A 15,198-nucleotide genomic window follows, 5' to 3' on the forward strand; every position below is an offset into this window, starting at 1 on the left:
GAGAAAAATAAAACAGCTTTAGTCTAGAAGTACTAAAGCTGTTACAATCTTGTGTCTTTCCAAAAATTTACCTCGAGATGAGAAGATGGATTATAGGGAAGAAGTTTGTATCCTTGTGACTGTAAATAATCAATTACTTTTGGCAGTATTTGTACGGTCACACTCGAATCATGCATTAAAATAACTTCGACTTGTTCATCACTTTGATTACGCACTCTTTCGAGTATGGCAGAAGGATTATCATAGCTTTTCCAGTCATAAGTATCGATCGTCCAATCCCACATTTTATACTGGGCTGATACAAGTGCGTCACGGTAATTCTTTTTTAAGTAAGGCATACTACCATATGGAACGCGAACGAGATGTGTATTTAATTTCGTAACTTGCTGGACAATGCTTTGTGTTTGTTCCATTTCTGAAATTAAAGTGGAAGGGTCACCAGTGTAAAGGCGTTTTACATCATGTGACATGCTATGGAGCCCGATATAATGTCCTTCTTTAATTAATCGTTGCATCGTTTTTCTGTAATGCGGCACTTTTCCGCCAATAACAAAGAAAGTTGCTTTTCCGTTCTTTTCTTTTAAGATGTTTAAAATTTGTGTAGTATATTTGTTTGGCCCGTCATCAAATGTTAAGTACGCAATTTTTTGTGTAGGAGAGGTCGTTTCAGTATTTGGATGATGTTCAGCAGGAATAACGGTTGTTGCTTCAGTATTAGATGATGCGTACATAGTAATTGTTAAGAATAAAATAATACATTGAAATATTCGCTTGATCATAACATTCACCCTCAGTTTGACAATCAAGATGTAAAAAAACTTGATACTTTTCTTATTATGTATATCTTTCTCCAATAGAGGAACTCTCAAACAATCTATATTTTGGAAATATAAAATAAGGAATAAAAATAGCATCCTAAAGGATGCTATTTGAATATTTCATAATTGAAAAGGCTATACTACAATTAGTCTTCGCGTTTTTTCACTTTTTTATAAAAGGAAATAAGTGGTTTGTAACGTTCGTGTACAAGCCCGATTATTTCGGCAATGATTTCTGTGAAGAAAATCAAAGCGAAAAGAAGAATAATGGATAACCATAATGTTGCACTAGTGAAAATAATGGCATTTACACTAAAGAAAATACCGAATGCGTATATAATTAGTACCGTTTTACGATGAGAGAATCCCATTGCAAGTAAGCGGTGATGTAAATGCGATTTATCTGGTGCTGAAATAGGTTTTTTATTTACGATACGACGGATGATTGCAAATATCGTATCAAATATAGGTACACCTAAAATGATAATTGGAACGATAAAACTGAATAACGTTACACTTTTGTATAATCCAAGTAACGATATAACAGAAATACAGTATCCTAAAAATAGTGCTCCTGTATCTCCCATGAAAATTTTTGCTGGATGGAAGTTGTAGAATAAAAATCCAATTGTACTTGCTAATATAATTAATGCGAGTGGCAAGATAATAGCTGTTCCAGTACCCCATGGGCTAGTGAAGGCCATATATGCTAGCGTTGCAAGTACGATAGATGATATCCCAGCAGATAATCCATCTAAGCCGTCAATTAAGTTGATTGCATTCGTAATACCTACAAGCCAAAATACTGTAATTGGATAAGCAAGCCATCCAAGTTCAGTATCCCCAAGGATTGGGATATATAATACTTGCACTAATAATCCACTTTTTACAATCATAATGGCAACTAACAGTTGTCCACCGAATTTTACTCTCGCAGATAACTCGTACATATCATCTAAAATTCCGATGATTACAATGATAATCGCACCTAGCGTTATCGATAACATTCTTTGTTCGTATAAGCCGCCGACAACAAATCCTACAGCTACACCGATAAAGATTGCTAACCCGCCAAGACGAGGCATAATCTTTTGGTGCACTTTACGTGCGTTTGGCTTATCTGTTGCTCCTATTTTAAAAGCTAATTTAATAACTAAAGGAGTAACGACGAGTACAGTGATGAAAGATGCCAAAATGGCATAAATCACTTGTGAGTCCATTAATACCCCACCCTTTATATTCTAACGTAATTTTTTAATGTATTTATCTGAAAATTATGATGTTTATTTACAGGCTCATAACATATGGTATCACAAAAAGATTAGAATTCAATCTTTTTTTCTCTTTACGGTTACTGGAAGCAGATAGAATATATGACAATCGTATAAAGAATGTTGAATCATTTGAGAAGGTTAATCGCATTAGACTTTTGAATGTGACATTTTCTCTTTTTCTTCGATAGTGAATACTTTTATTTCAGTATTATAAGTGTTGCACGTAGAAATGAGTAAGTACCGTGTTAAAATGTGGGAATTTATCTCGCGTGAACTAGCAGCCTGATTCTCACTGATTAAATTTCACCTTATCCGGCTATTTGCCGGGCAGTAAAACCCCCACTTCAAAATTCAGCGAAAGCAAAGAAGTTAGGTTGGGGTCGGGTTGCCCGTACAAGCCCGATTGGTGAGGGCTAATTAAAGTTTCACTTTATATTATAGTGCATTTAATTTTACAAAAACTTTAAAAAAAATGAGGAAAGTAATTCATATACTGAAGAAGGAAAGGGATTTTCTCATTTTTAATGTGAGAGGGGGGAAGCACAGGGAGAGTTCTATGTGTTCGTATCTTTTCTATTGTAAATTCCTGTGCGAAAGGGAAATGAAAATTACGATAATAGGTACTGGATATGTTGGATTGATTACAGGAGTAGGGTTGGCAAAATTGGGACATTCAGTTACATGTTTTGATATAGATGATGAAAAAATTGAACGGATAAAACAAGGGGATTTACCTATTTATGAGGCTAGATTACATGAATTAATAAATCATGCATATGAGAATAATGCTTTAACTTTTACATCAAATAAAAAAGAGGCATTTGATGATGTAGAGTTTATATTTATTGCAGTTGGAACACCACCTTTATTAGATGGGACGGCGGATTTAACGTATATTCAGAGTGCTTGTAATGATATTGGATTATATGCGACGAATGATATTATTGTTGTTACGAAAAGCACAGTTCCGGTAGGTACAAATGATGTAATGAAGGGATGGATTGAGGAGAAGTTACAAGGGAGGTATACATTACATATCGTATCTAATCCGGAGTTTTTGCGTGAAGGTTCAGGTATTTATGATTTCTTTCATGGAGATCGTATTGTAATTGGAGCGGATAGTGAGGAAGTAGCGAGAAGAGTAGAAAGTTTGTATAGCCAATTATGCTTAGAAACGTATGTTACAGATATTAAAAGTGCAGAGATGATTAAATACGCGTCGAACGCTTTTTTAGCTACAAAGATTAGTTTCATTAATGAAATTTCAAATATATGTGAGAAGGTAGGCGCAAATGTATTGGATGTTGCCAAAGGGATGGGAATGGATAAAAGAATTGGTGCATCTTTTTTAAATGCGGGCATTGGATACGGAGGTTCGTGTTTTCCAAAAGATATGAAAGCACTGGTGCAAATTGCAGGAAATGTTGCTCATGATTTTCGTTTGTTAAAAGCGGTTATTGAAGTAAATAATAAGCAACAATTGCTATTGATTGAAAAAGCGAAAAAAGTCATGAACATGAAGAAAAAGCGGATTGCAGTTCTTGGCGCATCATTTAAACCGAATACGGACGATATTAGAGAGGCATCATCTCTCATTATAATAGAAGAATTACTTAATATAGGTGCGGATGTCATTTTATATGACCCAAAAGCGATTCAACATGTGAAAAATATATTTGGAGAGGCTATACAATATAGTAGATGTATAGATGAATCGATTAGAGAGGCGAGTGCGGTTTTTATCGTAACAGAATGGGAAACTATTCGAGTTTATCCGTTAGAAAGGTACGTACAACTGATGAGGGAGCCTATTTTATTTGATGGGAGAAATTGTTATACTGATGAAGATGTTAAGAAACAAAAGATAGATTATTACTCGGTTGGAAGAAAAAGTATTTGTAATAGAAATGTTTCTGTTGTGCGTTAAAAAGGGATGTACTCATGCCTATTTTTATATGTCATAATAGAAGCTGTAACTAGTGAAAGAAAAGAGGCAATCACATGACTGAACGTTTAAAAGTAATGACAATTTTCGGGACACGTCCAGAAGCAATTAAAATGGCACCTCTTGTATTAGAGTTGCAAAAACATCCAGAAAAAATCGAATCGATTGTGACTGTAACAGCACAACATCGTCAAATGTTAGATCAAGTATTAAGTATCTTTGGAATTACGCCAGATTTCGATTTAAATATTATGAAAGACCGCCAAACTTTAATTGATGTTACAACGCGTGGTTTAGAAGGTTTGGATAAAGTAATGAAAGAAGCGAAGCCGGATATTGTACTTGTACATGGTGATACAACAACAACATTTATTGCAAGCTTAGCTGCTTTTTATAATCAAATTCCAGTAGGCCATGTTGAGGCAGGTCTTCGTACGTGGGATAAGTATTCTCCATATCCAGAAGAGATGAATCGTCAATTAACAGGCGTAATGGCGGATCTTCATTTCTCACCGACAGCAAAATCAGCAACGAACTTACAGAAGGAAAATAAAGATGAGTCACGTATTTTCATCACAGGAAATACAGCGATTGACGCACTACAAACGACTGTAAAAGAAACATATAGTCATCCTGTACTAGAGAAACTTGGAAATGACCGTCTTGTACTTATGACAGCTCACCGTCGTGAAAACTTAGGTGAACCGATGCGTAATATGTTCCGTGCAATTAAGCGTCTTGTTGATAAGCATGAAGATGTACAAGTTGTATACCCTGTTCATATGAACCCTGTTGTTCGTGAAATAGCAAATGAGATTTTAGGTGAACATAACCGTATTCATTTAATTGAGCCGCTAGATGTAATTGATTTCCATAATGTTGCAGCTCGTTCATACTTAATGTTAACGGATTCTGGTGGTGTACAAGAAGAAGCTCCATCACTTGGTGTACCAGTTCTTGTTCTTCGTGATACAACAGAACGCCCTGAAGGTATTGAAGCAGGTACGCTGAAATTAGCAGGAACAGACGAAGAGACAATCTTTGGTCTTGCTGATGAGTTGTTATCAAATAAAGAAGCTCATGATAAGATGGCGAAAGCATCTAACCCTTACGGTGATGGTCGTGCATCAGAGCGCATTGTAGAAGCGATCGTACAACACTTTAATAAGTAAAGAAAAAAGACCCAATCGGATAGATTGGGTCTTTTTGTTACTGCTGATTGCGCATAATCCACTCTGCATGAGCATTTGTAGAAGGTGGCGGCTCAGCAGGTGTTTTATTTTGGTTTATTTCTTTTTTTATTTTTTCGTTAGAGTTTGCATTAGGATTTGAGTCGTTTTTTGTAGTTGGATTTTTTGGAGCTTTTGCTTTTTCTCCTAATTCTTTTTCAATTTCGTTACGTACTGTCTCTACACTTATTGGATCCGGAAGGAAGTAATAAATACCGCCTATTTTTTTGTCCTCTCCTTCAAGCTTGATTGTTTGTATTGTAGAAGGGTCAAACCCAGAAAGTTTATTGTAAAGAGCAAGTCCGTCTGAAATAGGAATGTCGGTTTTTATATATTTTCCAACGACCGTCGTTAAATCTTTAATTTTAAATACAGTAGAGGTGGAATTTAGCTTTTGGGCAACAGCGGCTAGTAATTGTCTTTGTCTAGCAGCTCGACCATAATCGCCATTTGGATCCTGCTTTCGCATACGGACATAAGCGAGTGCGTCTTCACCGTTTAAGTTTTGTTGACCTTGCTTAAATTGGATTTTTTTGTAGTAATCCACGTCAGAACGTTCCCAAAAATCGAAGGGGACATCAACGGTAACACCGCCAACAGCATCAACGATACCTTTAAAGCCTTGGAAATCAATTTTAATATAATGGTCTACAGGAACTTTTAGAAAACCTTCTACAGTTTTGATTGCCATTTCCTCTCCACCGTAAGCGTGGGCAGCGTTAATTTTGTCTTCTTTTCCCTTTCCAACAATCGGAACGCGGCTATCACGAGGAATACTCATAAGTGAAACCTTTTTAGTTTTCGGATTGACTGTGGCAAACATTAATGAGTCTGTACGACCATTTTGACCGTCTGTCGCATAATCTTCTATACCCATAATGAGAATTGTAAAAGGTTCCTTTGTAATTTCTACATCTTCGTTTCTCAAATCCGATTTTTCACGAGTAAAACCACTATACATCCCCATAAGAGAAGAGTAGGAATTTAACATATAAACTCCTATACTGCCAAATAAAAATGCGAAAATAAGGAAGAAGAAAAGTTTCCTTCTTCGTTTCTTTTTTATTCTGCTATTTTGGAGATGATAATAACGTTCTTCCATATATAATCTCCTTAGTTCATTTGTAGGGAAGTAATTCACTACATTAATCTTTAAAGGTGATAAATGAGTTATGCTTAGATAACATCTTGTTCTAAGTACAACATATCTCCTTCTGTAATTTTACATTTCCCGTTTGTTAATTCAATCATCCAATCTGTGAATGCTTGTTTACCGTCTTCTTCTACATACGTATCGAATGTGACATTTTCGAGATAATGTATATCTTTAATGGCATATTTTGAATTGCGTAATTCGTTTTCAACTTTGCCAAGTAATGTGTAATCAATCTCGGTTTGCATCACACGCATTAGTCTTCGCTCGACAACACCGACATGATTAATGCCTTCGCTTGTACACTTTCCATATGCACGAATTAATCCACCTGCGCCGAGTTTAATGCCGCCAAAATAGCGTGTTACAACAACAACGGTATCTTTTAGTCCACGTTTTTTAAGTACCTCTAGCATTGGTACGCCAGCTGTACCGCTAGGCTCGCCGTCATCATTTGCTTTTTGGATATGATCTTGCTCGCCAATTAAATAAGCGGAACAATTATGTGTTGCATTCCAATTTTGTTTTTTTATTTTTTGTATAAATTCTTGAGCCTCTTCCTCAGTCGTTGCTCGGCTAATATAACAAATAAATCTTGATTTTTGAATGACGATTTCGTGTTCGCCGTAGTCTTTGATTGTTAAATATTGTAATAGCACTTGTATACGCCCCTATCTATCAAAATGACTAGTACTTTCCATTTTAAAAGCGAGTCTTTTTATATTCAAACATTTTTTATAAATACGCTGAATTTTTTGGTGAGTATTTTATCTTTTTGTTGTAATTTGTCGAGGTGGTGAGTATAATTTCAACCGGCATTTTCATGTATGGATGCACCATTTGTAGTTTTCGTGTAAAATTAGGAAATAAAACTTTTTATAAGGCAGGTACGAAAATGAAAATAGCTATTGTTACTGATAGTACAGCATACATACCGAAGCAAATTCGTGATGAACTCAATATATATATGATTCCATTAAACGTTGTGTTTGGAACAGAATCTTATCAAGAAGAAGCTGAAATTTCAGCAGATGATTTTTATGTGAAAGTACGTGAACAAGAGGAACTTCCGAAAACTTCTCAACCAGCAATTGGAAAGTTTGTTGAGCTATATGAAGAACTAGCTAAAGATTATGATGCAGTTATTAGTATTCACCTATCAAGTGGAATTAGTGGTACATATCAAACGGCAACGGCAGCTGGACAGATGGTAGAGGGGATTGATGTATACACGTATGACTCTGAAATTAGTTGTGAAGTACAAGGGTTTTATGTGCGTGAAGGTGCAAAGCTAGCAAGTGAAGGAAAGAATCCAAAAGAGATTATCGCTCGTTTTGATGAAATGAAAAAAACGATGGACGCCTATTTTGTAGTGGATGATTTACATCATTTACAACGTGGTGGTCGATTAAATAGTGCGCAAGCTTTCATCGGCAGTCTGTTACAAGTGAAGCCAGTTTTATATTTTAGAGATAAAATCATTATTCCGTTTGAAAAGATTCGTACACGTAAAAAAGCATTAAAACGTATCATTGAAATTTTTGATGAGCAAGCAAGTAAAGGTGTACCTATGGAAGCAGTTATCATTCATGCGCAACGTGAAGAGGAAGCGAATGAATGGAAGAAAGAATTAGAAGCAAAATATCCTCACGTCACAATTCGTACAGGTTATTTTGGAGCTGTAATTGGTACGCACTTAGGTGAAGGTGCATTAGGTCTTGGATGGTATACGAAGTAATAAAGATATACAAAGCTCTCTTTTAAAAGAGGGTTTTTTTACGGGTAGTTTACGTCCAGTTGACAAGTTAATATTTGGAAATGGTAAAATGTACGTAAAATAAAATAATGAGGAAAGTTTTATAACTTACTTTTTACAAGAAACTATATTATAATAGAAGAGAGGTGAAACATATGGAGCATAATTCTTGTTTATGTCCAAAGTTTGAGTCAGCCTTTACTTTGCTTAGTAAGAAATGGACTGGCTTAATTATTAAATCTTTGCTTGAAGAGTCGAAACGTTTTAGAGAAATCGCAGATATTATTCCAAATATGAGCGATCGTATGTTGTCAGAGCGTTTGAAGGAATTGGAAAGCGAAGGCATTGTAGTTCGTAATGTCTATCCAGAAGTGCCAGTTCGAATCGAATATGGTTTAACTGACAAGGGAAAAGCGCTAGAAAGTGTTATGGATGAAGTCCAAACTTGGGCTGAGAAATGGATGAAATAGTATTTCATTTGTATTCGTATATTTAATAAAACGTAAGGGATACCTTACGTTTTTTCTTTGTTTGTAGAAGTGAAAAAAGCTTATAAATTTCTACACATATATACAAAAATATACGCATTTTGCGCTAGGGCCACATATAATATTACATTTGTTTTACAAAAACGTAACATTAACAAAAAAAATCCCGAATTATGGTATAAATTTTAATAGGTTATATACGGAAAAAGAAAAAAAGAAAGCGGTGTAAAAAATAAAATGAAAAAGCTAAAAATGGCATCTTGCGCATTGGTTGCAGGGTTAATGTTTTCAGGACTAACACCAAATGTATTTGCAGAAGATAAAATTTCTGACGTGAAATCACAAATTAATACACAAAATGACACTTTACATAAACAACAACAAGAACGTGATGAATTACAAAAACAAATGAATGACTTAAACAAAACAATTCAAGGTTTAGATAAGTCTGTTCAAGAGAATGCTTCAAAACTTGATGAAACAACGAAAAAAGTTTCTGATACTGAGCAATTAATTGAAAAGAAAAATAAAGATATTGCAGAATTACAAACGAAGATTGCAAAACGTGAAGAATTATTAAGAAAGCGTTTAGTTGCACTTCAAGAACAACCAAATACGAACGTTGTAACAGAAGTTCTTGTAAACTCTAAAAACGTTGCAGATTTAGTTGATCGTTTAACTTCTGTTTCTAAAATTCTTGAGTCTGATGAAGATATCATGAAAACACAACAAGAAGATCAAGCTAGTGTGAAAAAAGATGTTGCAACGGTAAAAGAGAAACAAAAAGAATTAAAAGAAGCACAAGTTCAAATTGAAACTGCTAAGAAAGAACTTGACGCTGAAAAAGAGAAAAAAGCAACAGCAGTAAACGATTTAAGCGGTAAAATGGATACAGTTGTAACTACAATGACAAGTACGGAAGGTCAATTGAAAGAGCTTGAAAAACAAGCGTTACAATTACAACGCATTGCCGAAGAAGAAGCGCAAGCAAAAGCTGCACAAGAAGCTGCTGCTCAAAAACAGGCAGAGCAAGCTGCTAAAGCAGCACAAGCACCTGCAGAGCAAGCTGCACCAGCAAACAATGGTGGACAAGCTCAAAAAGAAGAGCCTAAAAAAGAAGAACCTAAAAAAGAGGAACCAAAAAAAGAAGAGCCTAAGAAAGAAGCGCCTAAACAAGAAGAGAAAAAGCCAGATTCAAATGTGGGTGGCGTAATTGGTAAAGCTCAAGGATACTTAGGTTTACCATATGTTTGGGGAAGTGCGTCTCCATCAAACGGTGGTTTTGACTGTAGTGGATTCATTTCTTACATCTTTGGTGTAGGTCGTCAAGACGTTAATGGTTACTGGAATTCAGTTTCAAAAGTAAGTAGCCCACAACCAGGAGACTTAGTATTCTTCCAAGGTACTTATAAAGCAGGTCCATCTCACATCGGTATTTACGTTGGTAATGGCCAAATGATTCATGCTAGTGATAAAGGGATTGCATACGGTGATATTAACAGTTCGTATAACCAAAAACATTTCTTAGGATACGGTCGATTCTAGGATTTATAAAAGAATAAAAAACGTGTATAAAGTCGATAGCTTACTATTTTATAAGTAGGTTATCGGCTTTTTTGAGTTTTTACGAGATGATAAGAAAGGTTTATAGTAGTGCTGGAGGTGATTGTTGATGCTAGCGGGAAAACAGTTACTCTTAGAGGAACTCCCTTCAGATTTAAGGAGGAATTTAAATGATTTGAAACAGAAGGGAGAAGTCGTATGTGTACAAGGCGTAAAAAAGAGGGATTCTAAATATATGTGTCAGCGCTGTGGAAATATAGAGAAGCGGCTATTTGCGTCATTTTTATGTAAAAGGTGTAGTAAGGTGTGCACATATTGCAGGAAGTGTATAACGATGGGAAGGGTAAGTGAATGTTCTGTACTTGTTCGCGGGATTGGTGAAAGAAAGAGAGAAAAGAATTTAAACTCGTTACTGTGGAACGGGACGTTGTCTACTGGCCAAGAGTTGGCGGCGCAAGGTGTTATGGAAGCTATGGAGCAGAAAGAATCGTTTTTTATATGGGCTGTATGCGGGGCTGGGAAAACAGAGATGTTGTTTTACGGTATTAACGAAGCGCTTCAAAAAGGAGAAAGAGTTTGTATCGCAACGCCGAGAACGGATGTTGTTCTGGAATTAGCACCGAGATTGCAAGAAGTATTTCCGTATATAAAGGTAGCGGCTTTATATGGAGGGAGTGTGGATAAAGAAAAAGATGCAGTACTAGTCGTTGCGACTACTCATCAATTATTACGTTATTATAGGGCGTTTCATGTCATGATTGTAGATGAGATAGATGCTTTTCCATATTGTGTAGATCAAATGTTACAGTACGCGATAAAACAAGCGATGAAAGAAAAAGCGGCGCGTATTTATTTAACCGCGACTCCAGATGAAACATGGAAGCGGAATTTGAGAAAAGGTAAACAAAGAGGAGTTATTGTTTCTGGACGATATCACCGTCATCCTTTGCCGGTTCCTTTATTTTGTTGGTGCGGAAATTGGAAAAAAAGCCTCATTCATAAAAGAATTCCTCGAGTTTTACTGCAGTGGTTACAAACATACTTAAATAAAAAACATCCTATTTTTTTATTCGTCCCCCATGTGCGATATGTAGAAGAAATAAGCCTACTGTTAAAATCATTAAACAATCGAATTGAAGGTGTACATGCAGAAGATCCGGAGAGAAAAGAGAAAGTAGCGGCTTTCAGAAAGGGAGAAATCCCATTATTAGTTACAACGACAATTTTAGAGCGAGGCGTAACGGTAAAGAATTTACAAGTCGCAGTTTTAGGAGCGGAGGAAGAAATATTCTCAGAAAGTGCGCTCGTGCAAATTGCAGGCCGAGCAGGTCGTAGTTTTGAAGAACCTTATGGTGAAGTTATTTATTTTCATTACGGTAAGACAGAATCGATGGTACGCGCGAAAAAACATATTCAAAGTATGAACAAAAATGCGAAAGAACAAGGATGGATCGATTAATGCATTGTCTACTTTGTGATGAGTATATTTTGGAAACAGTTAGTTGGTACACCTTTTTTGTGAAATTTCATAGAAAATATATATGTAATAAATGTGAGCAAAAACTTTCCTACATAATAGGTGAAATTTGCATGGAGTGTGGGCGGCCTCTAGAATTTGTTCCTGCCTCATTTCAAGAAGACGGTATTTGCATAGATTGTATAAGGTGGATGAATGAGGAGAAGTATCGTTCTTTTAAAAACCGTTCGTTATACATGTACGATAATGAGATGAAAGAAATAGTAGCGCAGTTTAAGTTTCGGGGTGATGCAGAGTTAGCTCGTATTTTTCATCGTCCTTTTCGAAGTTTATTTCAAAAGTATTTTGCCGATGTTTCAACCGTTATCGCTGTTCCGCTTAGTAAGGAAAGGGAAGTTGAACGTGGCTTTAATCAAGCTGAGTTATTAGCAACTTGTTTGCCTGTTCGTATTTCTGATTTTTCCTTAAGACGGCGAGAAACAGAAAAGCAAAGTAAGAAGACACGTAAAGAAAGGCTTTCGGGAAGCAATCCTTTTTATTTTCAGGGAGAAGAGATGTTTCATGGCCAACATATCTTACTCGTTGATGATGTATATACGACAGGAATTACAGTTAGACAAATTGGAAGTCTTTTATACGATAGAGGAGCAAGGGAAGTTTCTAGTTTGACGCTCTGTAGAAGTTGATCTGTAACTGTCGAAAGGGATAATAAAAAGACGATAAGTCTTCTTTGACTTCGTAAGTTGTCATTCGTTATAGTCAAATTATGGGGCGAATGCCCTGATTTTTAGAGTGAAGGGAATGGAATGAACATGCAAGGAAGAGTGAAATGGTTCAATGCAGAAAAGGGATTTGGGTTTATTGAGCGTGAAGATGGTGATGATGTGTTTGTTCATTTTTCTGCTATTCAACAAGATGGATATAAGTCATTAGAAGAAGGGCAACAAGTTGAGTTTGACATTGTAGATGGAGCACGTGGACCACAAGCAGCTAATGTTGTAAAACTGTAGGAATATTGTTTTTGGGAAGAGAAAGCTGCGTTTGTGGCAACGTTATATATATGGTAGAACCTCTTGTTTTTTACAAGGGGTTTTTGTTATGAATCAAGTTGTCAAAAAGTTGTTTCTTTTCTGTAACGAATTGTCCACAGGTACATTCGTTATTCACGATGTTAATAGGATAAAATAAAGATAGAAACGATGCATCTTTTCATTTCAACAAAAAACGATAAAAAAATCGCAATTCCACTAATTTTTTTAAAAAAGTTAGAAGGGATTTTTAAGCCAATGTCGAAATTATAGTACATAGGCTTGAAAGGAGGAATTCATCTATGAAATTCAACATTCGTGGTGAAAATATTGAAGTAACTCCAGCATTAAAGGAATATGTAGAGAAAAAACTAAGTAAATTAGAGCGTTATTTTGATACATTCCCAGAGATTAAAGTTAATTTAAAAGTATACTCTGACAAGCAACGTGTCGAGGTAACAATTCCATTTACTGATTTATTACTTCGTGCAGAAGAAACTAATAGCGATATGTACGCGGCTATCGATTTAGTAGTTGATAAACTTGAGCGACAAATTCGTAAACATAAAACAAAGGTAAATCGTAAGTTACGTGAGAAAGGTTCTGTGAAAACGAACTTTATCCTTCCAGAAGCAGTAGCTGTTCTGGATGCGGTAGAAGAGGATGAATTAGAACTTGTACGTACAAAACGATTTGATTTAAAACCGATGGACGTTGAAGAAGCAATCCTACAAATGGATATGCTAGGACATAATTTCTTCGTCTTCACAAATGCTGATACAAATGAAACTAATGTTGTATATGGCCGTAAAGATGGGAAATATGGTTTAATCGAAACTAAATAATAATTCAAAAGCGCAGCCGAATGAGGCTGCGCTTTTTTTGTATTTTTCGTAGCAAGGTTAAAAAAGTTTTATAAGTAGTCAATTTCATTAAGAATTGATTTTTAGGCGGTGTTTCCTCAAAAAAACAGGAGAAAATTCGAAACTTAGAGAGGTGAGTTATTCTTTATTATTTGGAACAAGCATAGGAATGTAGTTATCTCTACAAGTAATTCTTTGCTAGGAGTATATTATTGTTTTTAAAAATTTAACAAAATGTTCGCAAGTGTAAAAGTAATATTAAATGTTCTGAAATATATTTGAGGTGTATCGAGGGGGTGTTATTATAATATTGTGTTATATAGATTTTATATTGTTCCTTCAGTGAAAAAATAAAATCAATATAATGCTACAAATTATCGGAGGTGTTTGTATTGAGTATTAAGAAGAAAAGTCGTTTTATCTTTGGATCTATTTTATCTTTAGGTATTTTAGCTAGTACTTTTGCTTTAACCGAACCGGCTAAGGCAGATACGATGGCTAATACAAGGGATGAACATGTGAACTTTACCTTTAGACTTTGGAGTCCATATGATTATACTAATGCACGTCTGAAAGAGACGCCTACCTCTATGTATATGCGTGTGAAGAGCAGTGAGAAGGGAGGAGGTTCTTTTAACGTTTGGGCAGAAGCGGATAAAAATAAAGGTAAAGGTGATAGAGATTGGGTAAATGTTTCAGGTGAGTCAGGTAAGCATGAAGGAACAGTGGTACCAGGTAGAACGTATCTTTTCCAAAATTATGCATATGAAAACCATGGGAAAAATGTGCCTGTAAGATTTGGTGGTTATTCTAGAGAAAATAATGCTTATCCTACTGCTTGGAGTCCTGATAGTGTAAGACCTAGTGGATCTTACACTGAATATTGATTTAGAAATTATAAATTGAAATTATTTATTTTGTAGTGCTAGAAAAAGTCGTATAGTTCCGAATCTGGATTATACGACTTTTTCTGCTATTTCATTTTAAAAATAGGAGGAGCTGTAATGAAACTTATTTTAAAATATATTGTATTCTGTTGTTTTATATTGAGTATTAGTTTCTTAGTTTCTTGTCAAAAGAAAGTAGATGAACCTATTGTAAATATTGAAGATACTTTAACGGAAAAATATAATTTGAAAAGTATTCAGTTGCAAGAAATTAAGAAAAATACTATTTATGAACAAGTATTTTCGGGGAATAAAAATGGTAATGATTTCTTTCAAGGTCAAATAGATAGAAATGATATTGCAATAGAAGATAGGCTTTCAGATAAAAATTTAAAGTCAGGAGTTATACCAGAAAATTATTATGTGTTTTTATCGGGTGTTACGAATGAGAAAAAACCAACGTATCTTTTGGGGCGGATTGAACAAACTGATGGCAAAGTAATACAGTGGAAACAAGAAGTTAAGAGTGTACAAAGAAAAGATGCAAGTGATGTTTATCAGTATGAAGTTATGTTTCCTAAGTTTGAGGGGGAGAAAGCACATGTTTCTTTTCGTTACATCTGGTTAAATAAAGAAAAGAAATGTTATGGTGTTGCGGATCAATTATTCATATTAAAAAAGATTTAAATTTAATTAATGGTTTATGGAGGAGCTGTA

At 35.2% G+C, this 15,198-nt stretch carries 14 protein-coding genes and 1 pseudogene; 11 read left to right on the forward strand and 4 right to left on the reverse strand.

Features of this window, described 5'->3' with window-relative positions; all coding sequences use genetic code 11:
• Positions 1–41 precede the first annotated feature (41 nt).
• On the reverse strand, positions 42–779 hold the full coding sequence (locus COK05_RS04005) for a polysaccharide deacetylase family protein (RefSeq protein WP_098611557.1): 738 nt from the start codon (positions 777–779) through the stop codon (positions 42–44).
• A gap of 185 nt (positions 780–964) precedes the next feature.
• A complete protein-coding gene (locus tag COK05_RS04010; RefSeq protein WP_098611558.1) occupies positions 965–2,038 on the reverse strand; it encodes a glycosyltransferase family 4 protein in 1,074 nt (357 codons plus the stop codon).
• Between the two features lie 655 nt (positions 2,039–2,693).
• On the opposite strand from COK05_RS04010, the gene COK05_RS04020 reads away from it, so the two are divergent.
• Positions 2,694–4,019 carry a UDP-glucose dehydrogenase family protein gene (locus COK05_RS04020; RefSeq protein WP_098611560.1) on the forward strand — a complete coding sequence of 442 codons (1,326 nt, stop codon included), beginning with the start codon at positions 2,694–2,696 and terminating at the stop codon, positions 4,017–4,019.
• 74 nt (positions 4,020–4,093) lie between these two features.
• Positions 4,094–5,209 (forward strand): non-hydrolyzing UDP-N-acetylglucosamine 2-epimerase, encoded by a 1,116-nt coding sequence (gene wecB / locus COK05_RS04025; RefSeq protein WP_098611561.1) that lies wholly within the window; start codon positions 4,094–4,096, stop codon positions 5,207–5,209.
• A gap of 37 nt (positions 5,210–5,246) precedes the next feature.
• Here the strand turns inward: wecB and COK05_RS04030 are convergent, their stop codons facing one another.
• Positions 5,247–6,368, reverse strand: a complete 1,122-nt coding sequence (locus COK05_RS04030; RefSeq protein ID WP_098611562.1) for an LCP family protein — start codon at positions 6,366–6,368, stop codon at positions 5,247–5,249.
• 74 nt (positions 6,369–6,442) lie between these two features.
• The gene (locus COK05_RS04035; RefSeq protein ID WP_098611563.1) at positions 6,443–7,078 is read right to left on the reverse strand and encodes a YigZ family protein; all 636 of its coding nucleotides are present in this window, start codon (positions 7,076–7,078) and stop codon (positions 6,443–6,445) included.
• 236 nt (positions 7,079–7,314) lie between these two features.
• Here COK05_RS04035 and COK05_RS04040 point away from each other — a divergent pair, with 236 nt between their 5' ends.
• The 9 genes and pseudogenes from COK05_RS04040 (at position 7,315) to COK05_RS04085 (ending at position 15,168) form a co-directional block, all read left to right on the forward strand.
• On the forward strand, positions 7,315–8,157 hold the full coding sequence (locus COK05_RS04040; protein ID WP_098611672.1) for a DegV family protein: 843 nt from the start codon (positions 7,315–7,317) through the stop codon (positions 8,155–8,157).
• A gap of 173 nt (positions 8,158–8,330) precedes the next feature.
• A complete protein-coding gene (locus COK05_RS04050) occupies positions 8,331–8,645 on the forward strand; it encodes a winged helix-turn-helix transcriptional regulator (RefSeq protein ID WP_098611565.1) in 315 nt (104 codons plus the stop codon).
• Positions 8,646–8,793: 148 nt separating this feature from the next.
• Positions 8,794–10,208 (forward strand): annotated as a pseudogene (locus COK05_RS04055) (C40 family peptidase).
• A 127-nt stretch (positions 10,209–10,335) separates the two neighbouring features.
• Positions 10,336–11,685 carry an ATP-dependent helicase ComFA gene (comFA, locus tag COK05_RS04060; RefSeq protein WP_098611567.1) on the forward strand — a complete coding sequence of 450 codons (1,350 nt, stop codon included), beginning with the start codon at positions 10,336–10,338 and terminating at the stop codon, positions 11,683–11,685.
• The gene (locus COK05_RS04065) at positions 11,685–12,389 is read left to right on the forward strand and encodes a ComF family protein (RefSeq protein ID WP_098611568.1); all 705 of its coding nucleotides are present in this window, start codon (positions 11,685–11,687) and stop codon (positions 12,387–12,389) included. Before comFA ends, COK05_RS04065 begins: the two co-directional genes overlap by 1 nt.
• A 126-nt stretch (positions 12,390–12,515) precedes the next feature.
• Positions 12,516–12,713: a cold shock protein CspC gene (gene cspC, locus COK05_RS04070; RefSeq protein WP_001990088.1), complete on the forward strand. Its 198-nt coding sequence runs from the start codon at positions 12,516–12,518 to the stop codon at positions 12,711–12,713.
• Positions 12,714–13,033: 320 nt separating this feature from the next.
• A complete protein-coding gene (gene hpf / locus COK05_RS04075; protein ID WP_000671193.1) occupies positions 13,034–13,576 on the forward strand; it encodes a ribosome hibernation-promoting factor, HPF/YfiA family in 543 nt (180 codons plus the stop codon).
• 410 nt (positions 13,577–13,986) lie between these two features.
• The gene (locus COK05_RS04080) at positions 13,987–14,481 is read left to right on the forward strand and encodes a hypothetical protein (RefSeq protein WP_098611569.1); all 495 of its coding nucleotides are present in this window, start codon (positions 13,987–13,989) and stop codon (positions 14,479–14,481) included.
• Between the two features lie 117 nt (positions 14,482–14,598).
• Complete coding sequence (locus COK05_RS04085) at positions 14,599–15,168, forward strand: hypothetical protein (protein WP_098611570.1); 570 nt, start codon at positions 14,599–14,601, stop codon at positions 15,166–15,168.
• Positions 15,169–15,198: the final 30 nt, after the last annotated feature.

It is taken from the genome of Bacillus cereus (assembly GCF_002567495.1).
GTDB lineage: Bacteria > Bacillota > Bacilli > Bacillales > Bacillaceae_G > Bacillus_A > Bacillus_A cereus_AQ.

Excerpts from the sequence above, each read along its gene's own strand:
- COK05_RS04030 (WP_098611562.1), bottom strand. The coding sequence starts at position 6,368 with ATGGAAGAACGTTATTATCATCTCCAAAATAGCAGAATAAAAAAGAAA.
- comFA (WP_098611567.1), top strand. The coding sequence starts at position 10,336 with ATGCTAGCGGGAAAACAGTTACTCTTAGAGGAACTCCCTTCAGATTTA.
- COK05_RS04040 (WP_098611672.1), top strand. The coding sequence starts at position 7,315 with ATGAAAATAGCTATTGTTACTGATAGTACAGCATACATACCGAAGCAA.
- COK05_RS04010 (WP_098611558.1), bottom strand. The coding sequence starts at position 2,038 with ATGGACTCACAAGTGATTTATGCCATTTTGGCATCTTTCATCACTGTA.
- cspC (WP_001990088.1), top strand. The coding sequence starts at position 12,516 with ATGCAAGGAAGAGTGAAATGGTTCAATGCAGAAAAGGGATTTGGGTTT.
- hpf (WP_000671193.1), top strand. The coding sequence starts at position 13,034 with ATGAAATTCAACATTCGTGGTGAAAATATTGAAGTAACTCCAGCATTA.
- wecB (WP_098611561.1), top strand. The coding sequence starts at position 4,094 with ATGACTGAACGTTTAAAAGTAATGACAATTTTCGGGACACGTCCAGAA.
- COK05_RS04005 (WP_098611557.1), bottom strand. The coding sequence starts at position 779 with ATGATCAAGCGAATATTTCAATGTATTATTTTATTCTTAACAATTACT.
- COK05_RS04085 (WP_098611570.1), top strand. The coding sequence starts at position 14,599 with ATGAAACTTATTTTAAAATATATTGTATTCTGTTGTTTTATATTGAGT.
- COK05_RS04050 (WP_098611565.1), top strand. The coding sequence starts at position 8,331 with ATGGAGCATAATTCTTGTTTATGTCCAAAGTTTGAGTCAGCCTTTACT.
- COK05_RS04065 (WP_098611568.1), top strand. The coding sequence starts at position 11,685 with ATGCATTGTCTACTTTGTGATGAGTATATTTTGGAAACAGTTAGTTGG.
- COK05_RS04020 (WP_098611560.1), top strand. The coding sequence starts at position 2,694 with ATGAAAATTACGATAATAGGTACTGGATATGTTGGATTGATTACAGGA.